Source organism: Paenibacillus sp. J22P143 (assembly GCF_059692035.1).
The window spans coordinates 409,615-427,603 of sequence record NZ_JCAUAQ010000003.1 but is presented as its reverse complement, the minus strand read 5'-3'; the positions used below and the strand labels follow the sequence as shown (position 1 = coordinate 427,603).

Below are 17,989 nucleotides of genomic sequence, written 5' to 3'. Positions count from 1 at the left end.
AGGAATTTATCTGTCTTTAGTACGTACAAGGGTTCAATTATACTTAAATGGTAAGCTTAAAGGAGAACCAAGTGGATGAGAAAACGAACGTTTATTTGGCGCACAGGTGCCGTGGCTCTCACTTTCATGCTGTCGGCGTGCAGTATTCTGCCGGGCAACTCGGATCCGCAAAGTGATGCGTCAGGTGGAAAAGGGTCCCAGAATGGACCTATACTGCTAACAATTCGACATACACAGGTGAAGGACACACAGAAGAAACGTCTGGCCATGCTGCAGGAGGTTGTGAAAGCGACCGAAGCGAAGGTGCCTGGCTTGACGATTACACTAGATGGTGTTGAGGATAAGGTGAATCGCTTCGAGAAGCTGCGAGCAGAGATGGCTGCGGGCAACCCGCCAGAAATATTTGATCTGTTCGGAGGCACGGACACGAAGGATTATGTGAAGGCGAATCGACTGCTGGATCTCACACCCATTCTGCAAGAGCTTGGATTAACGGATAAGTTCTATAGCTTTGAGGAGTTCAGTGTGAATGGCAAAATTTACGGGATTCCTATGGCGGGCTATGTGGAAGGCCTGTATTATAACAAAAAGATTTTGGCCGATCAGGGGATTAAGCTGCCCCAAACCTGGGACGAGCTTGTAGCCGCATCGGCGAAGCTGAAAGCTGCCCGAATTACCCCTTTTGCCATGGCAGCCAAAGATTCATGGGTAATTAATATGATGATTAATACAATGTGGGTACGTACAGCAGGTGAAGATTCGATCGAGGGCTTCTTGAATGGAAGCAAGCGTTGGACAGACCCTGCGGTATTGCAAGCTTTTGAACAGTATCAATCGCTCATTCAGAAGGACTATTTCCAAGAGGGCAGCCTAGCGCTTGCTTATGCGGAGCAGCAAAATACATTCAGCAGCGGAGGCGCAGCCTTCATGTTTGATGGCAGCTGGGCGAATACGCCGCTCCTAGATCCTGAGAAATCCGTCATTGCCCATGATGTTGGCTTCATGAACTTCCCATCCATGGGTGGCCCTGGTGATGGGTATATCAATGGGGGCTGGTCAAATGCCTATGGCTTCTCTCAAAAAGTCACGCCAGAGCAATTGATTGCGATCAAAGAATTTATTAAACAAATGTACAATGAGTCCATGCAAAAAAGACAACTCGTTGAGGAAGGTATGCCTCCCGCCATGAAGCTGCAGGATACGAGTCAAGTGAATCCATTGATTACCGAAATTTTGAATGTGTTTGCGAATAGCAAGGGAACCTTTCCTGCTTTCGATTCCCGGATTCAAACGAAGGTCAGAGAGAAACTTGAACGTGGGATGCAGGAGTTACTTGGCGGAAGAACAGATCCGGCCTCACTTATGGCGGATTTGCAGAAACAGCAGGAGGCTTCGAATAAAGAAGAAATACTACCAAATAGTAGTAGGATGACATATGAACAAAATGGGAAGAAATGCATGGGCCTATACGCTTTTTACCTTACCGACGCTGCTCATATTCGTGATTTTTTTCATCTATCCGATGCTGATGTCGCTGCGTTACGGCTTCACGAAATGGAATGGCATTTCCCCTGCAAGGTTTAATGGGTTGGATAATTTCATAACAGCCTTTCAAGATCCTTATTTTTGGATTGCTGTGCGTAATAATATGGTTTTCATTGTCTTCTCCATCGGGATCCAGATCCCCATTATTCTAGCCATTGCGCTGCTGGTGAGTAAAATAAAGCGTTGGATCGGATTTTATAAAACGCTGATTTTCCTGCCAACGATTCTCTCGACTGCGGTCGTAGGTGTGCTCTGGGAATTTATTTATCATCCACAGGCGGGGCTCCTTAACCAAGCCTTAGAAGCTGTCGGTTTAGCCAGCTGGCAGCATGCTTGGCTGGCAGATGGGGCGACGGCGATGCTCGCCATTTTGATCACAAATGCTTGGCAATGGATGGGGTTCTACGTGGTACTTGTGGTTTCCGCGATCTATGCCATTCCCAAACATCTGGTGGAAGCTGCTCAAATCGATGGTGCAGGCAGTGTCAGACAGGCATGGTCCATCATTCTGCCGCTTTTGAGACCCGTTATTTTCGTTATGATGCTCTTATCGATTACGGGCGGCATGAAAGCCATGGACATTGTGGTTGTCATGACGGGTGGAAATCCTTATGGAATTACGGAAGTTATGGCATCCTATATGATAAAAAAAGCTTATCGTATCGGTGAATATGGTTACGCAAACGGCATTGCCGTGCTGATCCTCCTTTTTACAGCTATGCTAACGTCTATATTCGGCTGGTTCACAAGAAAACCGGAGGAGGTGCGATTTTGAGAGGGAGCCTCCTGCGTCGTCTTTTCCCACATGCGGTATTATTGATCTACATTGGATTGATTTTATTCCCTTTAGGCTGGACGTTGAATTCGTCCTTCAAATCAAATAAAGAGATCATTACGGCGCCATGGTCCTTGCCTACAGAGCTCTCGTTATCGAATTACTGGAACGCTTGGACTGGCGCGCATGTGGGGCATTATTTTATGAATAGTGTCATCAACTCGACGGTTTCAGCGATTGTCTCACTAGCTTTAGGAACAGCGACCGCTTATGCGTTAACTCGGATGTCTTTCCCAAGGCTTAGTCTGGTTCTGAAAAGGATACTAATCCTTGCGCTGCTTGTACCAGCAGCGTCATTGCTAGTTCCCCTATATATGCTCCTTAGGAGCTTGCATCTGTATAACACATCGTTAGCTTTGATTCTTCCTTATGTGACATTAGGACTGCCTTGGACCGTATTCATGGTGAGCAGCTTCTTCACGTCCATTCCCAATGAGCTGGAAGAAGCGGGAATCATGGATGGGCTCTCCATTTATGGGTTGTTGTGGCGTGTGATCGTCCCCATTTCCATTCCGTCTCTGTTTACCGTATTTATGCTGAACTTTCTGACAAGCTGGAATGAATTTATTATGGCCAATTTATTTTTGTCCAAAGAGAAGCTTCGGACGCTCCCTGTGAGCATGGTGGCCTTCTATGACCAATTGAATATGAACTATGGTTCCCTATGCGCGGCGATCATGATCAGTATGATTCCTATCGTTGTGATGTATCTTATCCTGCAAAAAGGCATCATGGAAAATATAAAAGCATAATCAATCATTCAAGGAGCGTGTACATATGTCATCAGTAGAAATTACGAACAATAAGCCCCTTACGCTACGTCAAAAGGTGGGTCAACTTTTCGCTTGTGGTTTTGACGCTATGGAGCCTAATCCGCATATTACGCAATTAATCGAAAAATATGGCATTGGCGGCGTCATTTATTTCCGTCGTAATGTGAAGGATGCGTATCAACTGGCTCAGTTGTCCGCTGACTTGCAAGCGATAAGCTTGAAGAGCGGAGGTCAGCCGTTATTTATCACGGTCGATCAGGAAGGCGGAATGGTGTCCCGTATTGAAAAAGGAGCAACCTTACTGCCAGGGAACATGGCATTGGGAGCTACATTTGCACCATCTGGCGTCTATGCTAGTAGCAAGGTGATGGGGAAAGAGCTTCGCCAAATGGGCGTGAACATGAATTTGGCACCTTGCTTAGATATTAATAATAATCCGCTAAACCCGGTTATTGGGGTTCGTTCCTATGGTGAAACGGCGGCGATTGTAAGTGATTTGGGTACGCACGCTGTTAAGGGTTTGCAAGACATGGGCGTTATCGCAACGGTGAAGCATTTCCCTGGACATGGGGATACAACAGCAGATTCCCATCATGATTTGCCAATTGTTCCACATAGCATGGAGCGATTAATGGAGCTAGAGCTAGCGCCGTTCATCAAGGCGATTGAGGGTGGCGTAGATGCCATCATGTCCGCACATGTGGTCTTTGAGGCCTTGGAAGACAGCAGTGTACCTTCGACGTTGTCGTATCGGATACTGACAGAATTACTGCGAGGCCAGCTTGGCTTCAAAGGGCTTATCGTGACGGATTGCTTAGAGATGAAGGCGATCTCAGAGGGTGTTGGGGTAGCGGAAGGTGCTGTTCGCGCATTAGAAGCGGGAGCGGATATTTTGTTGGTTAGCCATGAATTAGAGCGCCAAATAGCCGCTATTGAAGCTGTCATTGCGGCAGTTGAAAGTGGTCGAATTTCAGAATCACGTATCGATGAGTCGGTTCTTCGCGTTATGACTTACAAATTTAAGCGAGAAATTCGCTTTGATACACTTGCACCGATTCCAAGGGGGCCGATTTCAACACCTGAGCATCAGCTGCTGGCCAAGGAACTGAGTCGCAAAAGCATCACCAAGGTCAAAGATGAGGTTGGCAAGTTACTTCAAATAAATGATAAAACGTGTGTGATTTGGACAGAAGTCCAATCGGGAACAGAGATCGACGAGGTAGTTGATCGTGAGGGAACGCTTGGCAGCGTGTTGTCCGAGTTGACGGGAGAGTCTGTTCGTGAGGTTTATTTAGGGCTCCAACCAACCTATGAGGAAATTGCAGAGATGATCAAGGTTTGTGAAAGCTGCGAGCAAGTCGTTATTGTCACTTACAATGCGACTTTCTCCTTTGGTCAAACTGCGTTGGTCAATGCTTTGTGCAAATTGGATGGGTTGCACCTTATCGTAGCCGCAGGACGGAATCCCTATGATTTGCTTGAATTCCCTGAAGTGAAGACCTACTATGCCTGTTATGAGAATCGACCGCTAGCCATGGTTTCTCTGGCTAATGTGTTACTGGGTCGTGAAGCAGCCGTTGGGCGATTACCGGTTACATTATCGGAGAAATATCCGATTGGCTGGAGACAGGATTAGGCGAAAATGAGTATACAGAAATTGTATCTAGCTTCTTCCAGCATCTCTTTGTAAAATCAGATAGGCTTGTGAAACTTTTTGTTACCAATTACGTAGGAACAATGCACACATTTCGCGCATTTCAAGCATTTCACGTAATTCACAAGTGATCTAATTACAAAGGGGTGTTTTCTTTTCTTATGAGTCAATCCAATGCTCAAGCTGAGCCAACGATGAAATCATTTTTTGCCAGTCGATTCGTACAAACGATTATGCTTTCTGGCCTTTTGCTCCAAGTCGGGATATGGATTCGTAACTTTGCGATACTTCTTTATGTGACAGATATGACGAATAACGATCCCTACTCGGTATCCTTAATTTCCGTTGCAGAGTTTGCACCGATTTTCCTCTTCTCCTTCATCGGCGGAGCCTTTGCGGATCGGTGGAGGCCGAAGTTGACGATGGTTTGGTGCGATATTTTGAGCGCAGCCTCCGTATTCGTTATTTTGATAACGTTGTATATGGGATCTTGGAAAGCCATCTTCTTTGCCACCTTGGTGTCATCCATCTTATCTCAATTCTCGCAACCTTCCGGGATGAAGCTGTTCAAAGTGCACGTTCATGAATCCCAAATGCAAATGGGAATGTCGATGTTTCAGTCCATGATGGCGATTTTTATGATCTTGGGACCGATTCTAGGAACCTTCGTTTACTACCATTTTGGCATTGAAACGGCTGTTGCGATTATGGGAGCGTGCTTCTTATTATCCGCTTTGGTCCTTACCTTCCTGCCTGCAGATCGCAAAGAAGAGAAGTCTTCAGAGCCGCGGACAACACATATATTTGCCGAAATGGGTCAAGGCTTTCGTTATGTGTTAAGGAACAAAATGCTAGTTATTCTTGGTGGATGTTTCGCTGTTGCGGGTCTGGCTATTGGTTTAATTAGCCCGCTTGGTATTTTTCTTGTTACAGAGCATCTGGGCTTGGCAAAGGAGAATCTGCAGTGGTTTATGGTAGCCAATGGGCTTGCGATGATTGTAGGCGGGGGCGTAACAATGGCGTTCTCCAAAAAAATATCTCCCCAGGCGATGCTTACCATCGGTATGGCTGTTAGTGCCGTTACCTTTGCCATGATGGGGATGACGCACTGGTTCTGGCTAGCGCTAGCTATGCAGTTCATTTCAGGACTTGTTATGCCGGCTATCCAAATTGGAATTAGTACCTTAATTCTAGGGAATACGGAAGAAGCTTTCGTCGGTCGTGTCAATGGGATTTTAACTCCGCTCTTTATGGGGGCGATGGTGATTATGATGAGTTTGGCTGGGACGATCAAAGCGTCGTTCTCACTTGAATCGATCTACCTAACGTCGGCGTTATTGTTTGTGATCGGTGTAGGTATTATGGTGCCGTCTTTGAAAATGAAGTCAGAGCAAATTCCACAGCCGAGCAGTGAGTTGAAATAGGAATGAAAAAACGCGATATCGCTAGGCCTTGATGGCTAGTGATATCGCGTTTTGTTGTAAAAAGGGATCAAAGGAAGGGTGCTCCGGATTCCTTAAAGGCCAGCTTCATTTCTGGTGTGATGCTGGAATCGCTAATGATGCCGACGGTTTCCTGCACCTCGCCAATAACAAACAAGGAGCTTCGGCTAAATTTGGAATGATCCGCCACGAGATACGTTTCCATGGATTGCTTCATCATACGGCGATTCGTCTCGGCTTCAAGCTCATTGTAGATCATCATGCCGCGCGAGAGGGAAATGCCGTCGCAGCCCATGAATGTTTTGCGAATACTGAGATTCTCGAGTGTGGCATTCGCGAGCGGACCTGAGAGCTCAAAGGTTTGTGTACGAATCACACCACCGGTCAAAATCAGCTGCAGCCCAGGCGTGCCGATAAGCTCGTAAGCAATGTTCACGGCATTCGTAATGACGGTCAAGTTTTTGAATTGGTTTAGCTTTTTGGCGATAAAAGTCGTTGTCGTTCCGCCCGTTAGCCCAATAATATCGCCATCTTCGATGTAACGAAGTGCTTTGTCAGCGATTTCTTTCTTTTCGTCGGTGTAGAGGTCCATTTTATTAAAGAACGGGACTTCGACTTTCAAGCTCTCAAGTACAGCTCCGCCAAAGGTGCGGATGCAGCGTTTCTCTTGCTCGAGAATTTCTAGATCCCGTCGTGCTGTTGCTTCTGAGACATTGAATTGCTTCACAATATCCGTCAAGGCAATGGAGCCTTTATCTTTAATCGCATGCATGATGGCATCGCGGCGAACATCGGTTTTTCCCATGGTACCTCCTAACAGCTTCCCGTCTGGAAAGCTAAGTAACGATTGTAGGTAAACATACTTATTTTGCCAATAAAAGCGCTTCTATATATCTTATCACGGTAAAGGAGGGTAGTCCATTAGATCATGCGTGTATCAGCCGTTTAGGTACTCATTTTTTGCTTGAAGTGTGCATTTCTTGGGATTCTGGAGAAACGTGCGAAAAAACAGGCATCCTTCGTTGAGAAGGTATGCCTGCTTTGCATGATGATACTCATTTTTTGACTGCGAGCCAATTGGCTAATGCTTCGATTTCCTCTGGTTTCAACGTGTCTTTGAAAGGCGGCATTTCGACCTTTCCGTTCATGATTTGCGCGGCGATTTGATCTTTGGATTTACGCGCACCGACTTTCGTCAGGTTCGGACCGTAGTCACCAGCTAGGCCAACGCCATGGCAGACGAGGCAGTTGTCCTTGTACAGCAGCTCTGCTTTTGCGCTGGTGCTAGGAGTGGTGCTCACCGTCGCCTCTGGCTTGACGGTTGGCGATGGGGAAGGCGATGGCGTTGCGCTAGCGGGCGCCAGTGTTGGTGTTGGCTTCGCCGTCGCGGGCGAAGCCGAAGGTGTTGGTGCTAGCGTAGGCGTAGCCGAAGCTTGTGGCTGTGGCGATGCACTGACTGCAGTCGCAGGGGTTGCCGTCGCCGATACCTGTGGAGTCGGCGTAGCTATAGCTGTCGTCGCTACTGGTGACGGCGCGGTAGTGATAGCGGCAGGCGAGCTGGCCGCCGGCTCGGCTTCTTTCCCGCTGCAACCCGTGGCAGCGAGCAGGATCATTCCACAAATGCTTACATGCATCCATTTGTTCAAAGCTTTCCAACTCCTTCATGTTTATTCTACTTTAGGTAACGGATAATAAACGATTTAGGTTTTCTTGCTGCTATATGAATCTCGAAAAGGAACGAGTATACGCTAATTTGCGGGAAAATGGCTGCATACGTGCGGAAGTGGGTACCTAGGCGCCTTGTTTTATGGAAATCATGGGTTTGCAGCGGGAATTGAGGGAAATTAGCTGTAGTTTATACAGTTATTGGTGCGAAAGAGGGCGGAGCTGGGAAGTGGCAGGGTATGGGGAAGAAAGGTAGCTAATGTGTGAAGGATGTAGGAAGGGGATCGAGTGTGGACTTGGAAGTACGCCCAAAAAAGCCCTGTAACACCCTCGTTTCCGAGGATGTTACAGAGCGACGTCACCGAGAGCTACACCGTAGCTCCGGTCAAATCAAGCCAGGCCAGCTCCTGCGCCGACAGCACAAGTTCTGCGCCATCGCGGCAGGAGACCATCTCGGCCTCGGTGCGCGGGCCGATCAGCGCGCACGCGGGGAACGGCTGGCTCAGCACGTAAGCGAGCGCAATCTGGATCGCGCTGACGCCTTTCTCCTGCGCAAGCTGCTGCGCCCGTTGGAGCCGCGTCCAGTTCTCGTCGTTGTAGAACACGCGAACGAGGTCGGCGTTTTCGCGGATTTCCGGCGAGAAGCGGCCGGTGAAGAAACCGCGCGCCTGCGAAGACCACGACAGCAGTGGAAACTGCTGCTCTTCGTACCAGCGCAAGGCTTCGGCATCTGCGGATACGCAGCCAGGCCAGAAAGGCTCGTTAGGCTTAGCGAGACTGAGGTTTGGCGAGCTGAAGCTAAAGCCAACGAGGCCATGCTGCGCGGCATAAGCATTCGCTTCTTGCAAACGCGCATGAGTCCAGTTGGACCCGCCAATAGCGCGGATACGCCCTGCTTCTAAATGCTCATTCAATGCCTCGACAATGACACCTACAGGAGTTACTGGGTCGTCACGATGTAAACCGTACAAATCAATGTAGTCTGTACGCATCCGCTCTAGACTGGTCATCAGGTCATGGCGAATGGCTTCCGCATTCACGCGAGGGCCGTTGTGATCATGATGAGCGCCTTTGGTGAACAGCACCATTTCTTCTCTTTTCCCCGTTTCCTCGAGCCAAATGCCTAAGGCCTGTTCGCTTTGCCCCCCACAATAAATGTGAGCTGAATCAATCGTATTTCCGCCAATCGCCACATAATGATGAAGGATTTCACTTACCTCGTGAGCGTTGTCTAATCGGAAAAAATCAGATCCCATAACCAATTTAGATACAGGCTTATCTAAGCCTTTAATTTGAATATGTTTCATTTCGGTTTCCCAGCCTCTCGATTAGAATGATTAAAGCTGAACGCGTGAACGCTTTGTTGCCGATTGCAAACAGGCATCAATCACTTGCATATTAAAAATGGCATCTTGTGCAGGGAAGCGTTGCGCTTTCTTTCCCCATGCTGCATACGCCAAATCGTCGACTTGCAGGGCGTATTGGTTAAGGAAAGGAACTTTTTCTTCGCGCTGCTCGTTACCGACAAATACCTGGAAATGACCGGATTCTTCGGTCGGCGTAACAAAAGCCGAAGGAATCACAATGCGTCCCTTAGAGCCGAGAATCTCAAGTGTGTTGCGGAACGAAGCCCACATACCGCAATCGAACGTAAGGGCTACATTGCCGCTGAATTCAACGAGTCCAGACATCATCATATCGACGTTATCGTGTTCAGGGGAGAAGAAAGCATGGGTAGTGACAGCCTCAGGCTCACGTTCTAGAAGAAATCTAGCGGCACTCAGCGGATAGCAGCCAACGTCGTAGACGGATCCGCCGCCCCACTCGCGGACGTATCGAACATTTTTGCTATCATCCGGGTTGCTGAACGTAAATGTGCCATGAATACCACGAATATCTCCGATTTCGCCGGATTGCATGATCGCTTTTACACGCTCGTAACGAGGGTGATGACGGTACATGAAAGCTTCCGCAAAAAGCACGCCTGCTTCTTCGCTGGCTGTAACCATTTCCTGAACTTCGGCTGTTGTCAGTGCAGCAGGCTTTTCACATAGCACGTGTTTACCAGCCTGAGCCGCACGGATCGTCCACTCTTTATGCAGATGGTTCGGAAGCGGGATGTAGATCGCATCAATATCGGAATCCTCAATTAATTCTTCATAGCTTCCATAAGCTTTCGGGATATCAAGACGAGCGGCAACCTCTTGTGATTTTTCCAAGCTACGGCTTGCGATTGCGCTTACAATACCTGTTTGTGATTGCTGAATTCCCGGGATACAGGCTCTGATTGCAATATTTGCGCAGCCTAGAATTCCCCAACGTAGTTTAGTCATGAGAGCAATTCTCCTTTGTGAATCGGAATGTGTGACGTGATATTGCTATTATAAAATGAATTATTTAAAATGGATATAACAATATATTGAATAGACTATCGTAATATTGTCATTAGAGATGAGGTCTGATTTTATGCGTCGGCAGGTCATGTTACCCACCTTACAGCAATCCCCTTATTTCATTTTCCCTGAATCCGTAGGCTGGTATCGAGAGGAGTCTACGCATGAAGTTGAGCGACCAGAAGGCTCATGGTCAACGTATAGCTTGCATTTTGTCATCGCAGGAAAGGGTTATGTGGAGATCGAAGGGCAGCTGTACACGTTGCAAAAAGGGGATGCTTTCTTATTTCCACCGTACCAGGAGCAGCGCTATTACAGTTCCAAAGATGATGCATGGGATATCCGTTGGGTGCATTTTTATGGAGATCAAATCAAGGAATTTCTATTGGAGAAAGGATTTCTACGCAATCTGTGGACGTTAAAAAGAAGTGCTGAGCTTGAGAAAGCATTCAATGAATTGCTGTTAGAAGCGGAAGCCTATCAAATTCTTCGACCCACACAGTTGAGTGCGTTGAATTATATGATTTTGTGCGAATTCATGAGCTATGCGACGCCTTTAACGGTCAATCGAGGGACGGAATCGGTGGATCGGATTCTAGCTTTACTGCCAGCCATGCAGAGCAGAGCATGTGAGCCTTTTAATCTCGAGGAGTGGGCGGAGCTAACAGGTGTGAGTACGTATTATTTTTGCAAATTATTCCGAAAAGCTACGTCAATGACGCCTCTGTCGTTCATTACACTTTGCCGTATTCAATTCGCTAAGCAGCGGTTAATTGAGAAAGAAAATTGGCCGATCAAGGACATCGCGTGTGAAGCGGGTTATACCTCTGCGAGCTATTTCAATCAGCGATTTCATGAGCATGAAGGCATGACACCGAGTGAGTTCCGGAGCTTGTATATGAAAGGTTTATTTAGCTAGCATGAGCGAGCTTGGGGCTTGGTACTAGGAAAAGTTAGTACTTTTGGAAGTCACGCAAGCACGGTACTCTTAGTCTGTAGAGACGATAAGGGGGCTGCGCACATGCAAATAAAAGCGAATACAAAACCTTTCAAAACGAATTGGATTTTGCATATGATCATGTTGGTTTGGCTTGGTGTGTGGGGATGGTTAGCGATTGCGCCGCATAGCCGGGGGGATTGGGTGCTAGAAAATCTATTGATTTGGGCAGCGCTGATCGGATTCATTGCTACCTATCGTATTTTTCCTTTTTCAAACATATCCTATGGATTACTGGCGAGCTTTCTGCTGCTGCATGGCATCGGAGCTCATTTTTCTTACAATGGGACTTGGTTCGATCCCTGGTTGCACAGCTTGCTGGGGGCTGAACGCGATCATTTCGATCGGCTCGTTCATCTGAGCTTCGGGTTGCTGTGCGCCTATCCCATTTGTGAAGGAATGCGCGCTTGGACTACGCTTGGGAGAAGATGGATTTATGTGATGACGTGTGTTATCGTTTTGGCTATGGGTGCTTTCTATGAGCTCATCGAAATGTGGGTAGCTATGATCGTAGCCCCAGAGCTCGGTACGTTATTTGTCGGTGCACAGGGGGATCCTTGGGATGCCCAGCATGACATAGAGCTTGCGCTATATGGGGCGATTATCGCGATGTGTGTGACAGCATTTGGAAAGCGATGGAAAGTGCAAAATAAATCATAGGGACGATTGGGAGGCAGAGTTGCAAATGGGGAATGAGGGTTCGAGTTCAAATGTAAATGAGAACAACGGTGTTACTTTTGTTTATATTGGTTCTTACACGAATGAACAGCATCCGGTAGGCATTTCTTTATATAGCTTCAATGGGCAAAATGGTGAGATGACGCTGATTGAAACGTACAGCGATTTACCGAATGCTTCGTTTCTAGAGGTGAACAAGGATCGGACTGTCTTATATGCCGTGAGTGAAACGCAAACGTACGAGGGACGATTCGGAGGCTCGGTTGCGGCTTATGCGATTGAAGCGGGCACAGGCAGATTGAGCAAAATCAACCAACAGCCAACTGATGGCACGGCACCTTGCTACATTAGCTTGGATGCCACGAACCGCAGGGTGTATGTGGCTAATTATTCAAGCGGTGATGTGACCGTGTATCCCGTAGAAGCGGGTGGCGCTTTGGGGGGACATACGCAACTGGTCAAGCATGAGGGCCCGCTTGGACCGCAAGCGGACCGCCAAGAAGCGCCGCACGCGCACTCGATTGTACCGTCTCCGGACAATCGGTTTGCGGTTGCAGCCGATCTCGGACTTGATCGGCTGGTCATTAGCCGGATTGACGCGGAGAGCGGCGACCTGCTGCCGCACGGCGCAGCAGCATTGAAGCCGGGCGCGGGCCCGCGGCATTTGGTGTTTAACGCGGACAGTACGTACGTGTACGCGATCAATGAGCTGGACAGCACAGTCACTGTGCTGTCTTATGAGGCGGACGCGGGCCGCATGGCCGCGGTCCAGAGCTTGTCGACGCTGCCGGAGGACTTCGGCGGCGTTAGCTATTGCGCGGACATCCACCTCTCCGAGGATGGCCGCTATGTTTATGCGTCAAACCGCGGACACGATAGTATCGCGGTTTATGGGGTTGACCGAGACAGCGGCACGCTGTCGGTCGTGGGTTGGCAGTCGACGCGGGGGCGGACGCCGCGGAACTTCGCACTTTCGCCGCAGTCAGAGCACCTGCTCGCGGCGAATCAGGATTCGAACAGCGTCGTTGTCTTCCGCAGGGATGCGGAAACAGGGATGCTGCAAGAAACGGAGCAAACGACAGCGGTATCGCGACCGGTTTGCGTGAAGTTTCTTTAATAGGCGATGACCGTGAAACGGTCAGGCGCTATTACAGGAAAGGAAGGGGCAAGCATTTACTTGAGCTATGCACAGCGCATTCATCGGAAAATCACTCTCGAGGGTTTAGTCCCCGCGGACTGAAGCTTGAGTGGCAGAAGCACGGTATTGAAATGTACCGCTTAGGTTGTCATCAGGGAATAGGTTTCGTTAGTGAGTTAAATGGATATTTCAATACCTCGAACTGAAAAAGCAGTTGTCACAGAGATTCCTCTGTGACAACTGCTTTTTCTATTATCGCTTCGGCTTGAATTACTTTTTTGCGACTGTCTTTCGACAGTTGTAAAACTATTGACTTAATTTGTATGTTTATAGTATTGTCAGTCAATAATTGGTATTTTTTGTCGTTGCTGATAGACGATACCTTCTGAATTCTACCGAGCTGAGAAAGGTAGTCTTATATGGACTGAAATTTGTAACATTTAGAGGGGAGAACAAACATTGAGTAGGAAAACCTTGATTTCCGCAAAAGGTCTAGTGAAAAAATACAATGATTTCGTGGCCGTTAATGGTGTCGATTTGGACGTTTATAAGGGAGAAGTATTCGGTTTATTGGGTCCAAATGGGGCTGGGAAAACAACATTAATTTCTATGCTGTCAACGATTTTACAGCCGGATGAAGGGACCGCTACGATATGCGGGTATGACCTAATCAAGGAGTCTTTCAAAATTCGTGAGGTTGTCAGTCTTGTTCCACAAGATCTCGCACTGTATTTAAGTTTATCCGCGTATGAAAACTTGGACTTTTACTCCAATTTGTATGGCTTGAAGGGTTCCGAAAAAAAGAAGCGTATCGATGAAGTATTGGAGATTACGAGTCTTGGTGAATTGGCGAAAAAGAAAGTATCGACCTACTCGGGAGGTATGAAACGTCGTCTCAACCTAGCGGTAGGACTATTAAATCGTCCGCAGGTGCTGTTTTTGGACGAACCGACTGTTGGGATAGATCCCCAGTCACGCAATCATATTTTTTCGTCTATCCGCTATCTGGTGGGCGAGCTTGATATGAGTGTTATATATACAACTCACTATATGGAAGAAGCGCAAGAGTTATGTGATCGTGTTGCGATTTACGATAAAGGTAGAATTCTAGATTTGGAGCCGACGCGTGAGCTTCTGAGCAAACATGGCGGCAAGCAAATCGAAATGAATATTTCCGACGAAGCGATCGGTCAAGCGCTAAAGGAGCATTTTGTCACAGTTAAAGGAATAGAATCAGCTGTTTATGGCAGTGGTAAACTCAGCTTGCATGCAAGTGATTTACTAGTGGCAGTAGAAGCAGTGATACAAGACATCAAGTCGAAAAATATCCAACTGGAGGGTTTTAGGGTCCAGGAGACTAACTTGGAAACCGTCTTTTTAAAATTGACAGGAAAAACACTGCGTGACGAGTAAATGGGAGGGCTTATTTATGAAAGCATGGCACATCGCTGCTAAAGATTTGAAAATAATTCTTCGAGACATTCCTGGGCTTTTGTATTTATTTGTTACACCAATTGTCATCATCGCTGTCGCAAGTTTCGCACTTTCCGGTTTGTTTTCAAGCGAATCTAAACAATTTGATATTCCAGTCGTCCTAGAAGATTCGGGTAAAGCGGCAAATGACCTCGTCGACAGTTTAAAACAGGTATCTGCGTTGAATTTGCTTACGACTTACAAAGATTCAAATGGTATTGAACAGCCTATGACTCGGCCAAAAGCGGAGGAACTCATTAAAGACTTAAAAAGCGGGATTATTATCCCAGAAGGTTATTCGGAAGCAATGCAAGCTAACACGGAAGCCAAAATTATCATACTGAAAGATCCAGTAGACCTCGTCATACCAGGTGTGATCACAGAAACCGTTTCGAAATATGTCTCGACCCTTATGATTCATCAAGTAGCCGAGACAGTCGGTATAACCACAGTCAATACGATGGCGGGTATTGCGGGAGCTGGGCAGGTCAAGATTGATACGAGTGCTCAAATCGAAAAAGTGAAGGAGCAGACGAATCAACTTGCTTCTAATCCGAAAATCAAAGTCGAAACGCAAGATCTGCAGTCGAATGAGCGTAAAGCGTCACCGTTCGAATCGAATGTTCCGGGCTATGCGGTTATGTTCGTCCTGCTGGGTGCATCATCTGCTGTTTCAGTCATGCTGGAGGAGAGGGAAAATGGCACGTTGCGTAAATTACGGACTTTGCCGATCTCAAGAGGTTCCATTCTCACTGGCAAAATGTTATCCAACTTTTTTATAGCATCCTTACAATGTTTGATCATGTTTGGGGCAGGCGCACTCTTGTTCAACATGTGGCTTGGCGAAAGCATTCTGGGGCTCCTTGCGATGATTTTTAGCACAGCTTTTGCGGCAACAGGCTTGGCGATGTTGCTAGCATCCTTGTGTAAAACGCGTTCACAAGCATCGGGTATTTCATTGTTGGTTGTACTTAGCATGTCTGCTTTGGGCGGGTCGTGGTGGCCGTTATATATCGTACCAGAGTGGATGCAGAAAGCAGCGCATATCACATTGACCGCCTGGGCGATGGATGGTTTTTCCAACTTACTCGTGTACGGCAAAGGATTCAGCGACATTTTGCTGCCAGTGGGTGTGTTGACTGCTATTGGTGCTGTCAGTTTGCTAGTGGGCGTTCGCAAATTCCGATTTTAACTCACCTTTTTAGAGTAATAAATCCACAAAACGAAAGGAGCTTTGCCACTGAAAGACATGGTGGCAGGTTCTTTTTATGTTACACGGGGATATAACTGATTAGAGGAAGTGTCATCTAAATTCACAGCATCGCCTTCATGGAACTGTGTTTGCTCATCTTGCTGAAGGCGTTCAATTCGCTTTTTTTCCACACTTTTCCACGCAAATGAAATGTCAAAACGCTCCCACAGAGTACGCAGGATAGGAGCGCCTGTACACTCACTTTGTTGTAATTTGCGGTATTTTCAATTTTCAGTCAAAAATTAGTTGCAAATGCAACGTATTCGTCATAAACTAAATTAGTGGCAAGTGCAACGATTTGGATTTTGTTTTATTTAAGAAGTATGAAAGCTGGGCTTCTAGACGAAGTAAATTAGTTCGTTTTTCCATTTATTTAGTACAAGGAGGGGTTACGATGATTGAAACGCGAAATTCGATTCCAAGGTGGGTCTCGTTGATTTACAGGTACGGACAAATGTACATCGGTGACCACTTGAAACAATATGACATCGGCAAAGGTCAGCATATTTTCCTTAATGCGCTGTATAAAGAGGATGGTTTGACGCAAGAGGAGCTGTCCGACTATTTGAAAATTGATAAAGGAACGACGGCGAAAGCACTTAAAAAACTAGAAGAGCAAGGCTACATAACGCGCATCGTCAGTGAAAAGGATAAGAGATGCAACGAGGTTTGTTTGACGGATAAAGCTCTCGGAATTAAAGAAGATGTGCGCAAAGTACTCACCGATTGGCGTGAGCGATTGACGTTCGGCATGTCGGATGAGGAGAAGCAGATGGCTCTTATTATTTTAGAAAAAATGGGTCACAATGCGGCTCATTTTGCAGAGGAAGAGGTAGACCTATGAATATGAGGGCTGCGGGGTCTATGTTCATTGATCGTCATTTCCATGCGCTGACCCACAAGAATTATCGCTATATGTGGTTTGGGCAATGTGTATCGCTTATTGGTACATGGATGCAAAATATCGGTCAATCCTGGCTCGTTCTGACACTTACGGGATCGTCTCTTAAACTGGGGATGGTGGCGGCGTGTCAATTCCTTCCTATTCTATTGTTTTCGTTGTTTGCCGGCATTATCGTGGATAAATTTCCAAAGAAGAAAATTCTTATTTTGACACAAACCGTTTCGATGCTTCTCGCCTTTGCCTTGGCTGCATTGGTATTAACAGATACGGTTAGATACGAATATATCCTTGTACTTGCCCTGCTTTTAGGATTAAATAACACATTGGATATGCCGACTAGACAGTCCTTTAATGTGGAAATTGTGGGCAAAGAAGATCTAATGAATGCGATCGCGCTGAACTCGACGACGTTTAATATGGCAAGAATCGTTGGCCCTTCGATTGGCGCTGTGATGATGGCCTGGTTAGGGGCTGGCTGGTGTTTTTTGCTGAATGGCGTCAGCTTTCTCGCTGTACTTTATGGGTTGTTTCATATTGAGGCAGCACCCTATGTGCGTAAGATAAGATCGAAGGAAGGCATTTTCAAAGAAATTAAGGATGGTATTGTCTACATTGCCAAGGATCCGATCCTATCTCCGACCGTGCTTCTTGTAACCGTAATTGGTACGCTTGCATTTAACTTTAATATTCTAATACCGGTATTCACCAAAAATGTGCTGCATATGGGAGAGACGACTTATGGGACGTTGATGTCTTGTTTGGGAGTCGGTTCGCTAGCTGGCGCACTAACCATGTCGTTTCGCAGTAAGAAGGGGCCGAAGCTTAAGGTGAGCATGATTGCGAGCTGTATGGTCGCTATTTGCTTGATTATGAACGGGCTGAGCGGTTCAGTTTGGGTCTGTGGAACACTGCTTGCTTGTACAGGTTTCTTCAATATTATGTTCGCTACGAATAGTAACTCCGCCCTCCAAATGTTTGCCAAGGATGAGTATCGAGCACGTGTTATGAGTGTGTATGCCCTTGTGTTTGCTGGTTCTACACCGATTGGAAGCTTGTTCTCGGGGTTCATAGCGGATCGTTTTGGTGCCAATGGCGCGTTTGTTACCTGTGGGGTCCTAACGGGGCTTCTCTGTTTGTTCATTACGTGGAAATATAAGTCGTCGCTCAAACTGAAAGCTAGTAACGAACAGGGAGTTGCTTAAACCGAGAGAAAAGTCGTCTTAACATTATAAAGATTCCA

The 17,989-nt window shown here is 46.9% G+C and carries 16 protein-coding genes; 12 read left to right on the top strand and 4 right to left on the bottom strand.

Annotated features, from left to right (window positions below; genetic code table 11):
• Window positions 1-75 precede the first annotated feature (75 nt).
• The 5 genes from AC58PQ_RS08745 (at window position 76) to AC58PQ_RS08725 (ending at window position 6,231) form a co-directional block, all read left to right on the top strand.
• On the top strand, window positions 76-1,584 hold the full coding sequence (locus AC58PQ_RS08745; protein ID WP_497241575.1) for an extracellular solute-binding protein: 1,509 nt from the start codon (window positions 76-78) through the stop codon (window positions 1,582-1,584).
• Window positions 1,490-2,320, top strand: a complete 831-nt coding sequence (locus AC58PQ_RS08740) for a carbohydrate ABC transporter permease (RefSeq protein ID WP_497241646.1) — start codon at window positions 1,490-1,492, stop codon at window positions 2,318-2,320. Before AC58PQ_RS08745 ends, AC58PQ_RS08740 begins: the two co-directional genes overlap by 95 nt.
• On the top strand, window positions 2,317-3,132 hold the full coding sequence (locus tag AC58PQ_RS08735; protein ID WP_497241574.1) for a carbohydrate ABC transporter permease: 816 nt from the start codon (window positions 2,317-2,319) through the stop codon (window positions 3,130-3,132). Before AC58PQ_RS08740 ends, AC58PQ_RS08735 begins: the two co-directional genes overlap by 4 nt.
• A gap of 25 nt (window positions 3,133-3,157) precedes the next feature.
• Window positions 3,158-4,789: a beta-N-acetylhexosaminidase gene (nagZ, locus tag AC58PQ_RS08730; protein WP_497241573.1), complete on the top strand. Its 1,632-nt coding sequence runs from the start codon at window positions 3,158-3,160 to the stop codon at window positions 4,787-4,789.
• Between the two features lie 179 nt (window positions 4,790-4,968).
• Window positions 4,969-6,231 (top strand): MFS transporter, encoded by a 1,263-nt coding sequence (locus tag AC58PQ_RS08725; protein WP_497241572.1) that lies wholly within the window; start codon window positions 4,969-4,971, stop codon window positions 6,229-6,231.
• A 67-nt stretch (window positions 6,232-6,298) separates the two neighbouring features.
• On the opposite strand, the gene AC58PQ_RS08720 is transcribed toward AC58PQ_RS08725, so the two are convergent.
• The 4 genes from AC58PQ_RS08720 to AC58PQ_RS08705 form a co-directional block, all read right to left on the bottom strand.
• Entirely contained in the window at window positions 6,299-7,054 is a 756-nt protein-coding gene (locus AC58PQ_RS08720) for a DeoR/GlpR family DNA-binding transcription regulator (RefSeq protein ID WP_497241571.1), read from the bottom strand.
• A 250-nt stretch (window positions 7,055-7,304) separates the two neighbouring features.
• The gene (locus AC58PQ_RS08715; RefSeq protein ID WP_497241570.1) at window positions 7,305-7,895 is read right to left on the bottom strand and encodes a c-type cytochrome; all 591 of its coding nucleotides are present in this window, start codon (window positions 7,893-7,895) and stop codon (window positions 7,305-7,307) included.
• A gap of 387 nt (window positions 7,896-8,282) precedes the next feature.
• Window positions 8,283-9,221 carry an aldo/keto reductase gene (locus AC58PQ_RS08710; RefSeq protein ID WP_497241569.1) on the bottom strand — a complete coding sequence of 313 codons (939 nt, stop codon included), beginning with the start codon at window positions 9,219-9,221 and terminating at the stop codon, window positions 8,283-8,285.
• 30 nt (window positions 9,222-9,251) lie between these two features.
• Window positions 9,252-10,247, bottom strand: coding sequence for a Gfo/Idh/MocA family protein (locus AC58PQ_RS08705; protein ID WP_497241568.1), 996 nt, complete (start codon window positions 10,245-10,247; stop codon window positions 9,252-9,254).
• Window positions 10,248-10,380: 133 nt separating this feature from the next.
• Between AC58PQ_RS08705 and AC58PQ_RS08700 the strand changes: the two genes are divergently transcribed.
• The 7 genes from AC58PQ_RS08700 to AC58PQ_RS08670 all read left to right on the top strand — a co-directional run bounded on the left by AC58PQ_RS08700 (window position 10,381) and on the right by AC58PQ_RS08670 (window position 17,951).
• Window positions 10,381-11,226, top strand: a complete 846-nt coding sequence (locus AC58PQ_RS08700) for a helix-turn-helix transcriptional regulator (protein WP_497241567.1) — start codon at window positions 10,381-10,383, stop codon at window positions 11,224-11,226.
• Between the two features lie 102 nt (window positions 11,227-11,328).
• Window positions 11,329-11,964: a DUF2238 domain-containing protein gene (locus AC58PQ_RS08695; RefSeq protein WP_497241566.1), complete on the top strand. Its 636-nt coding sequence runs from the start codon at window positions 11,329-11,331 to the stop codon at window positions 11,962-11,964.
• A gap of 25 nt (window positions 11,965-11,989) precedes the next feature.
• Window positions 11,990-13,099: a lactonase family protein gene (locus tag AC58PQ_RS08690; RefSeq protein WP_497241565.1), complete on the top strand. Its 1,110-nt coding sequence runs from the start codon at window positions 11,990-11,992 to the stop codon at window positions 13,097-13,099.
• 480 nt (window positions 13,100-13,579) lie between these two features.
• Window positions 13,580-14,533, top strand: a complete 954-nt coding sequence (locus AC58PQ_RS08685) for an ATP-binding cassette domain-containing protein (RefSeq protein WP_497241564.1) — start codon at window positions 13,580-13,582, stop codon at window positions 14,531-14,533.
• A 16-nt stretch (window positions 14,534-14,549) separates the two neighbouring features.
• Window positions 14,550-15,785: an ABC transporter permease gene (locus tag AC58PQ_RS08680; protein WP_497241563.1), complete on the top strand. Its 1,236-nt coding sequence runs from the start codon at window positions 14,550-14,552 to the stop codon at window positions 15,783-15,785.
• 454 nt (window positions 15,786-16,239) lie between these two features.
• Window positions 16,240-16,689, top strand: coding sequence for a MarR family winged helix-turn-helix transcriptional regulator (locus tag AC58PQ_RS08675; RefSeq protein ID WP_497241562.1), 450 nt, complete (start codon window positions 16,240-16,242; stop codon window positions 16,687-16,689).
• Window positions 16,686-17,951, top strand: a complete 1,266-nt coding sequence (locus AC58PQ_RS08670; protein WP_497241561.1) for an MFS transporter — start codon at window positions 16,686-16,688, stop codon at window positions 17,949-17,951. Before AC58PQ_RS08675 ends, AC58PQ_RS08670 begins: the two co-directional genes overlap by 4 nt.
• Window positions 17,952-17,989 lie beyond the last annotated feature (38 nt).

What these genes read in the sequence shown, in the direction of transcription:
- AC58PQ_RS08745 (WP_497241575.1), top strand. Translation starts at nt 76, where the DNA reads ATGAGAAAACGAACGTTTATTTGGCGCACAGGTGCCGTGGCTCTCACT.
- nagZ (WP_497241573.1), top strand. Translation starts at nt 3,158, where the DNA reads ATGTCATCAGTAGAAATTACGAACAATAAGCCCCTTACGCTACGTCAA.
- AC58PQ_RS08725 (WP_497241572.1), top strand. Translation starts at nt 4,969, where the DNA reads ATGAGTCAATCCAATGCTCAAGCTGAGCCAACGATGAAATCATTTTTT.
- AC58PQ_RS08720 (WP_497241571.1), bottom strand. Translation starts at nt 7,054, where the DNA reads ATGGGAAAAACCGATGTTCGCCGCGATGCCATCATGCATGCGATTAAA.
- AC58PQ_RS08710 (WP_497241569.1), bottom strand. Translation starts at nt 9,221, where the DNA reads ATGAAACATATTCAAATTAAAGGCTTAGATAAGCCTGTATCTAAATTG.
- AC58PQ_RS08705 (WP_497241568.1), bottom strand. Translation starts at nt 10,247, where the DNA reads ATGACTAAACTACGTTGGGGAATTCTAGGCTGCGCAAATATTGCAATC.
- AC58PQ_RS08700 (WP_497241567.1), top strand. Translation starts at nt 10,381, where the DNA reads ATGCGTCGGCAGGTCATGTTACCCACCTTACAGCAATCCCCTTATTTC.
- AC58PQ_RS08695 (WP_497241566.1), top strand. Translation starts at nt 11,329, where the DNA reads ATGCAAATAAAAGCGAATACAAAACCTTTCAAAACGAATTGGATTTTG.
- AC58PQ_RS08690 (WP_497241565.1), top strand. Translation starts at nt 11,990, where the DNA reads ATGGGGAATGAGGGTTCGAGTTCAAATGTAAATGAGAACAACGGTGTT.
- AC58PQ_RS08680 (WP_497241563.1), top strand. Translation starts at nt 14,550, where the DNA reads ATGAAAGCATGGCACATCGCTGCTAAAGATTTGAAAATAATTCTTCGA.
- AC58PQ_RS08675 (WP_497241562.1), top strand. Translation starts at nt 16,240, where the DNA reads ATGATTGAAACGCGAAATTCGATTCCAAGGTGGGTCTCGTTGATTTAC.
- AC58PQ_RS08670 (WP_497241561.1), top strand. Translation starts at nt 16,686, where the DNA reads ATGAATATGAGGGCTGCGGGGTCTATGTTCATTGATCGTCATTTCCAT.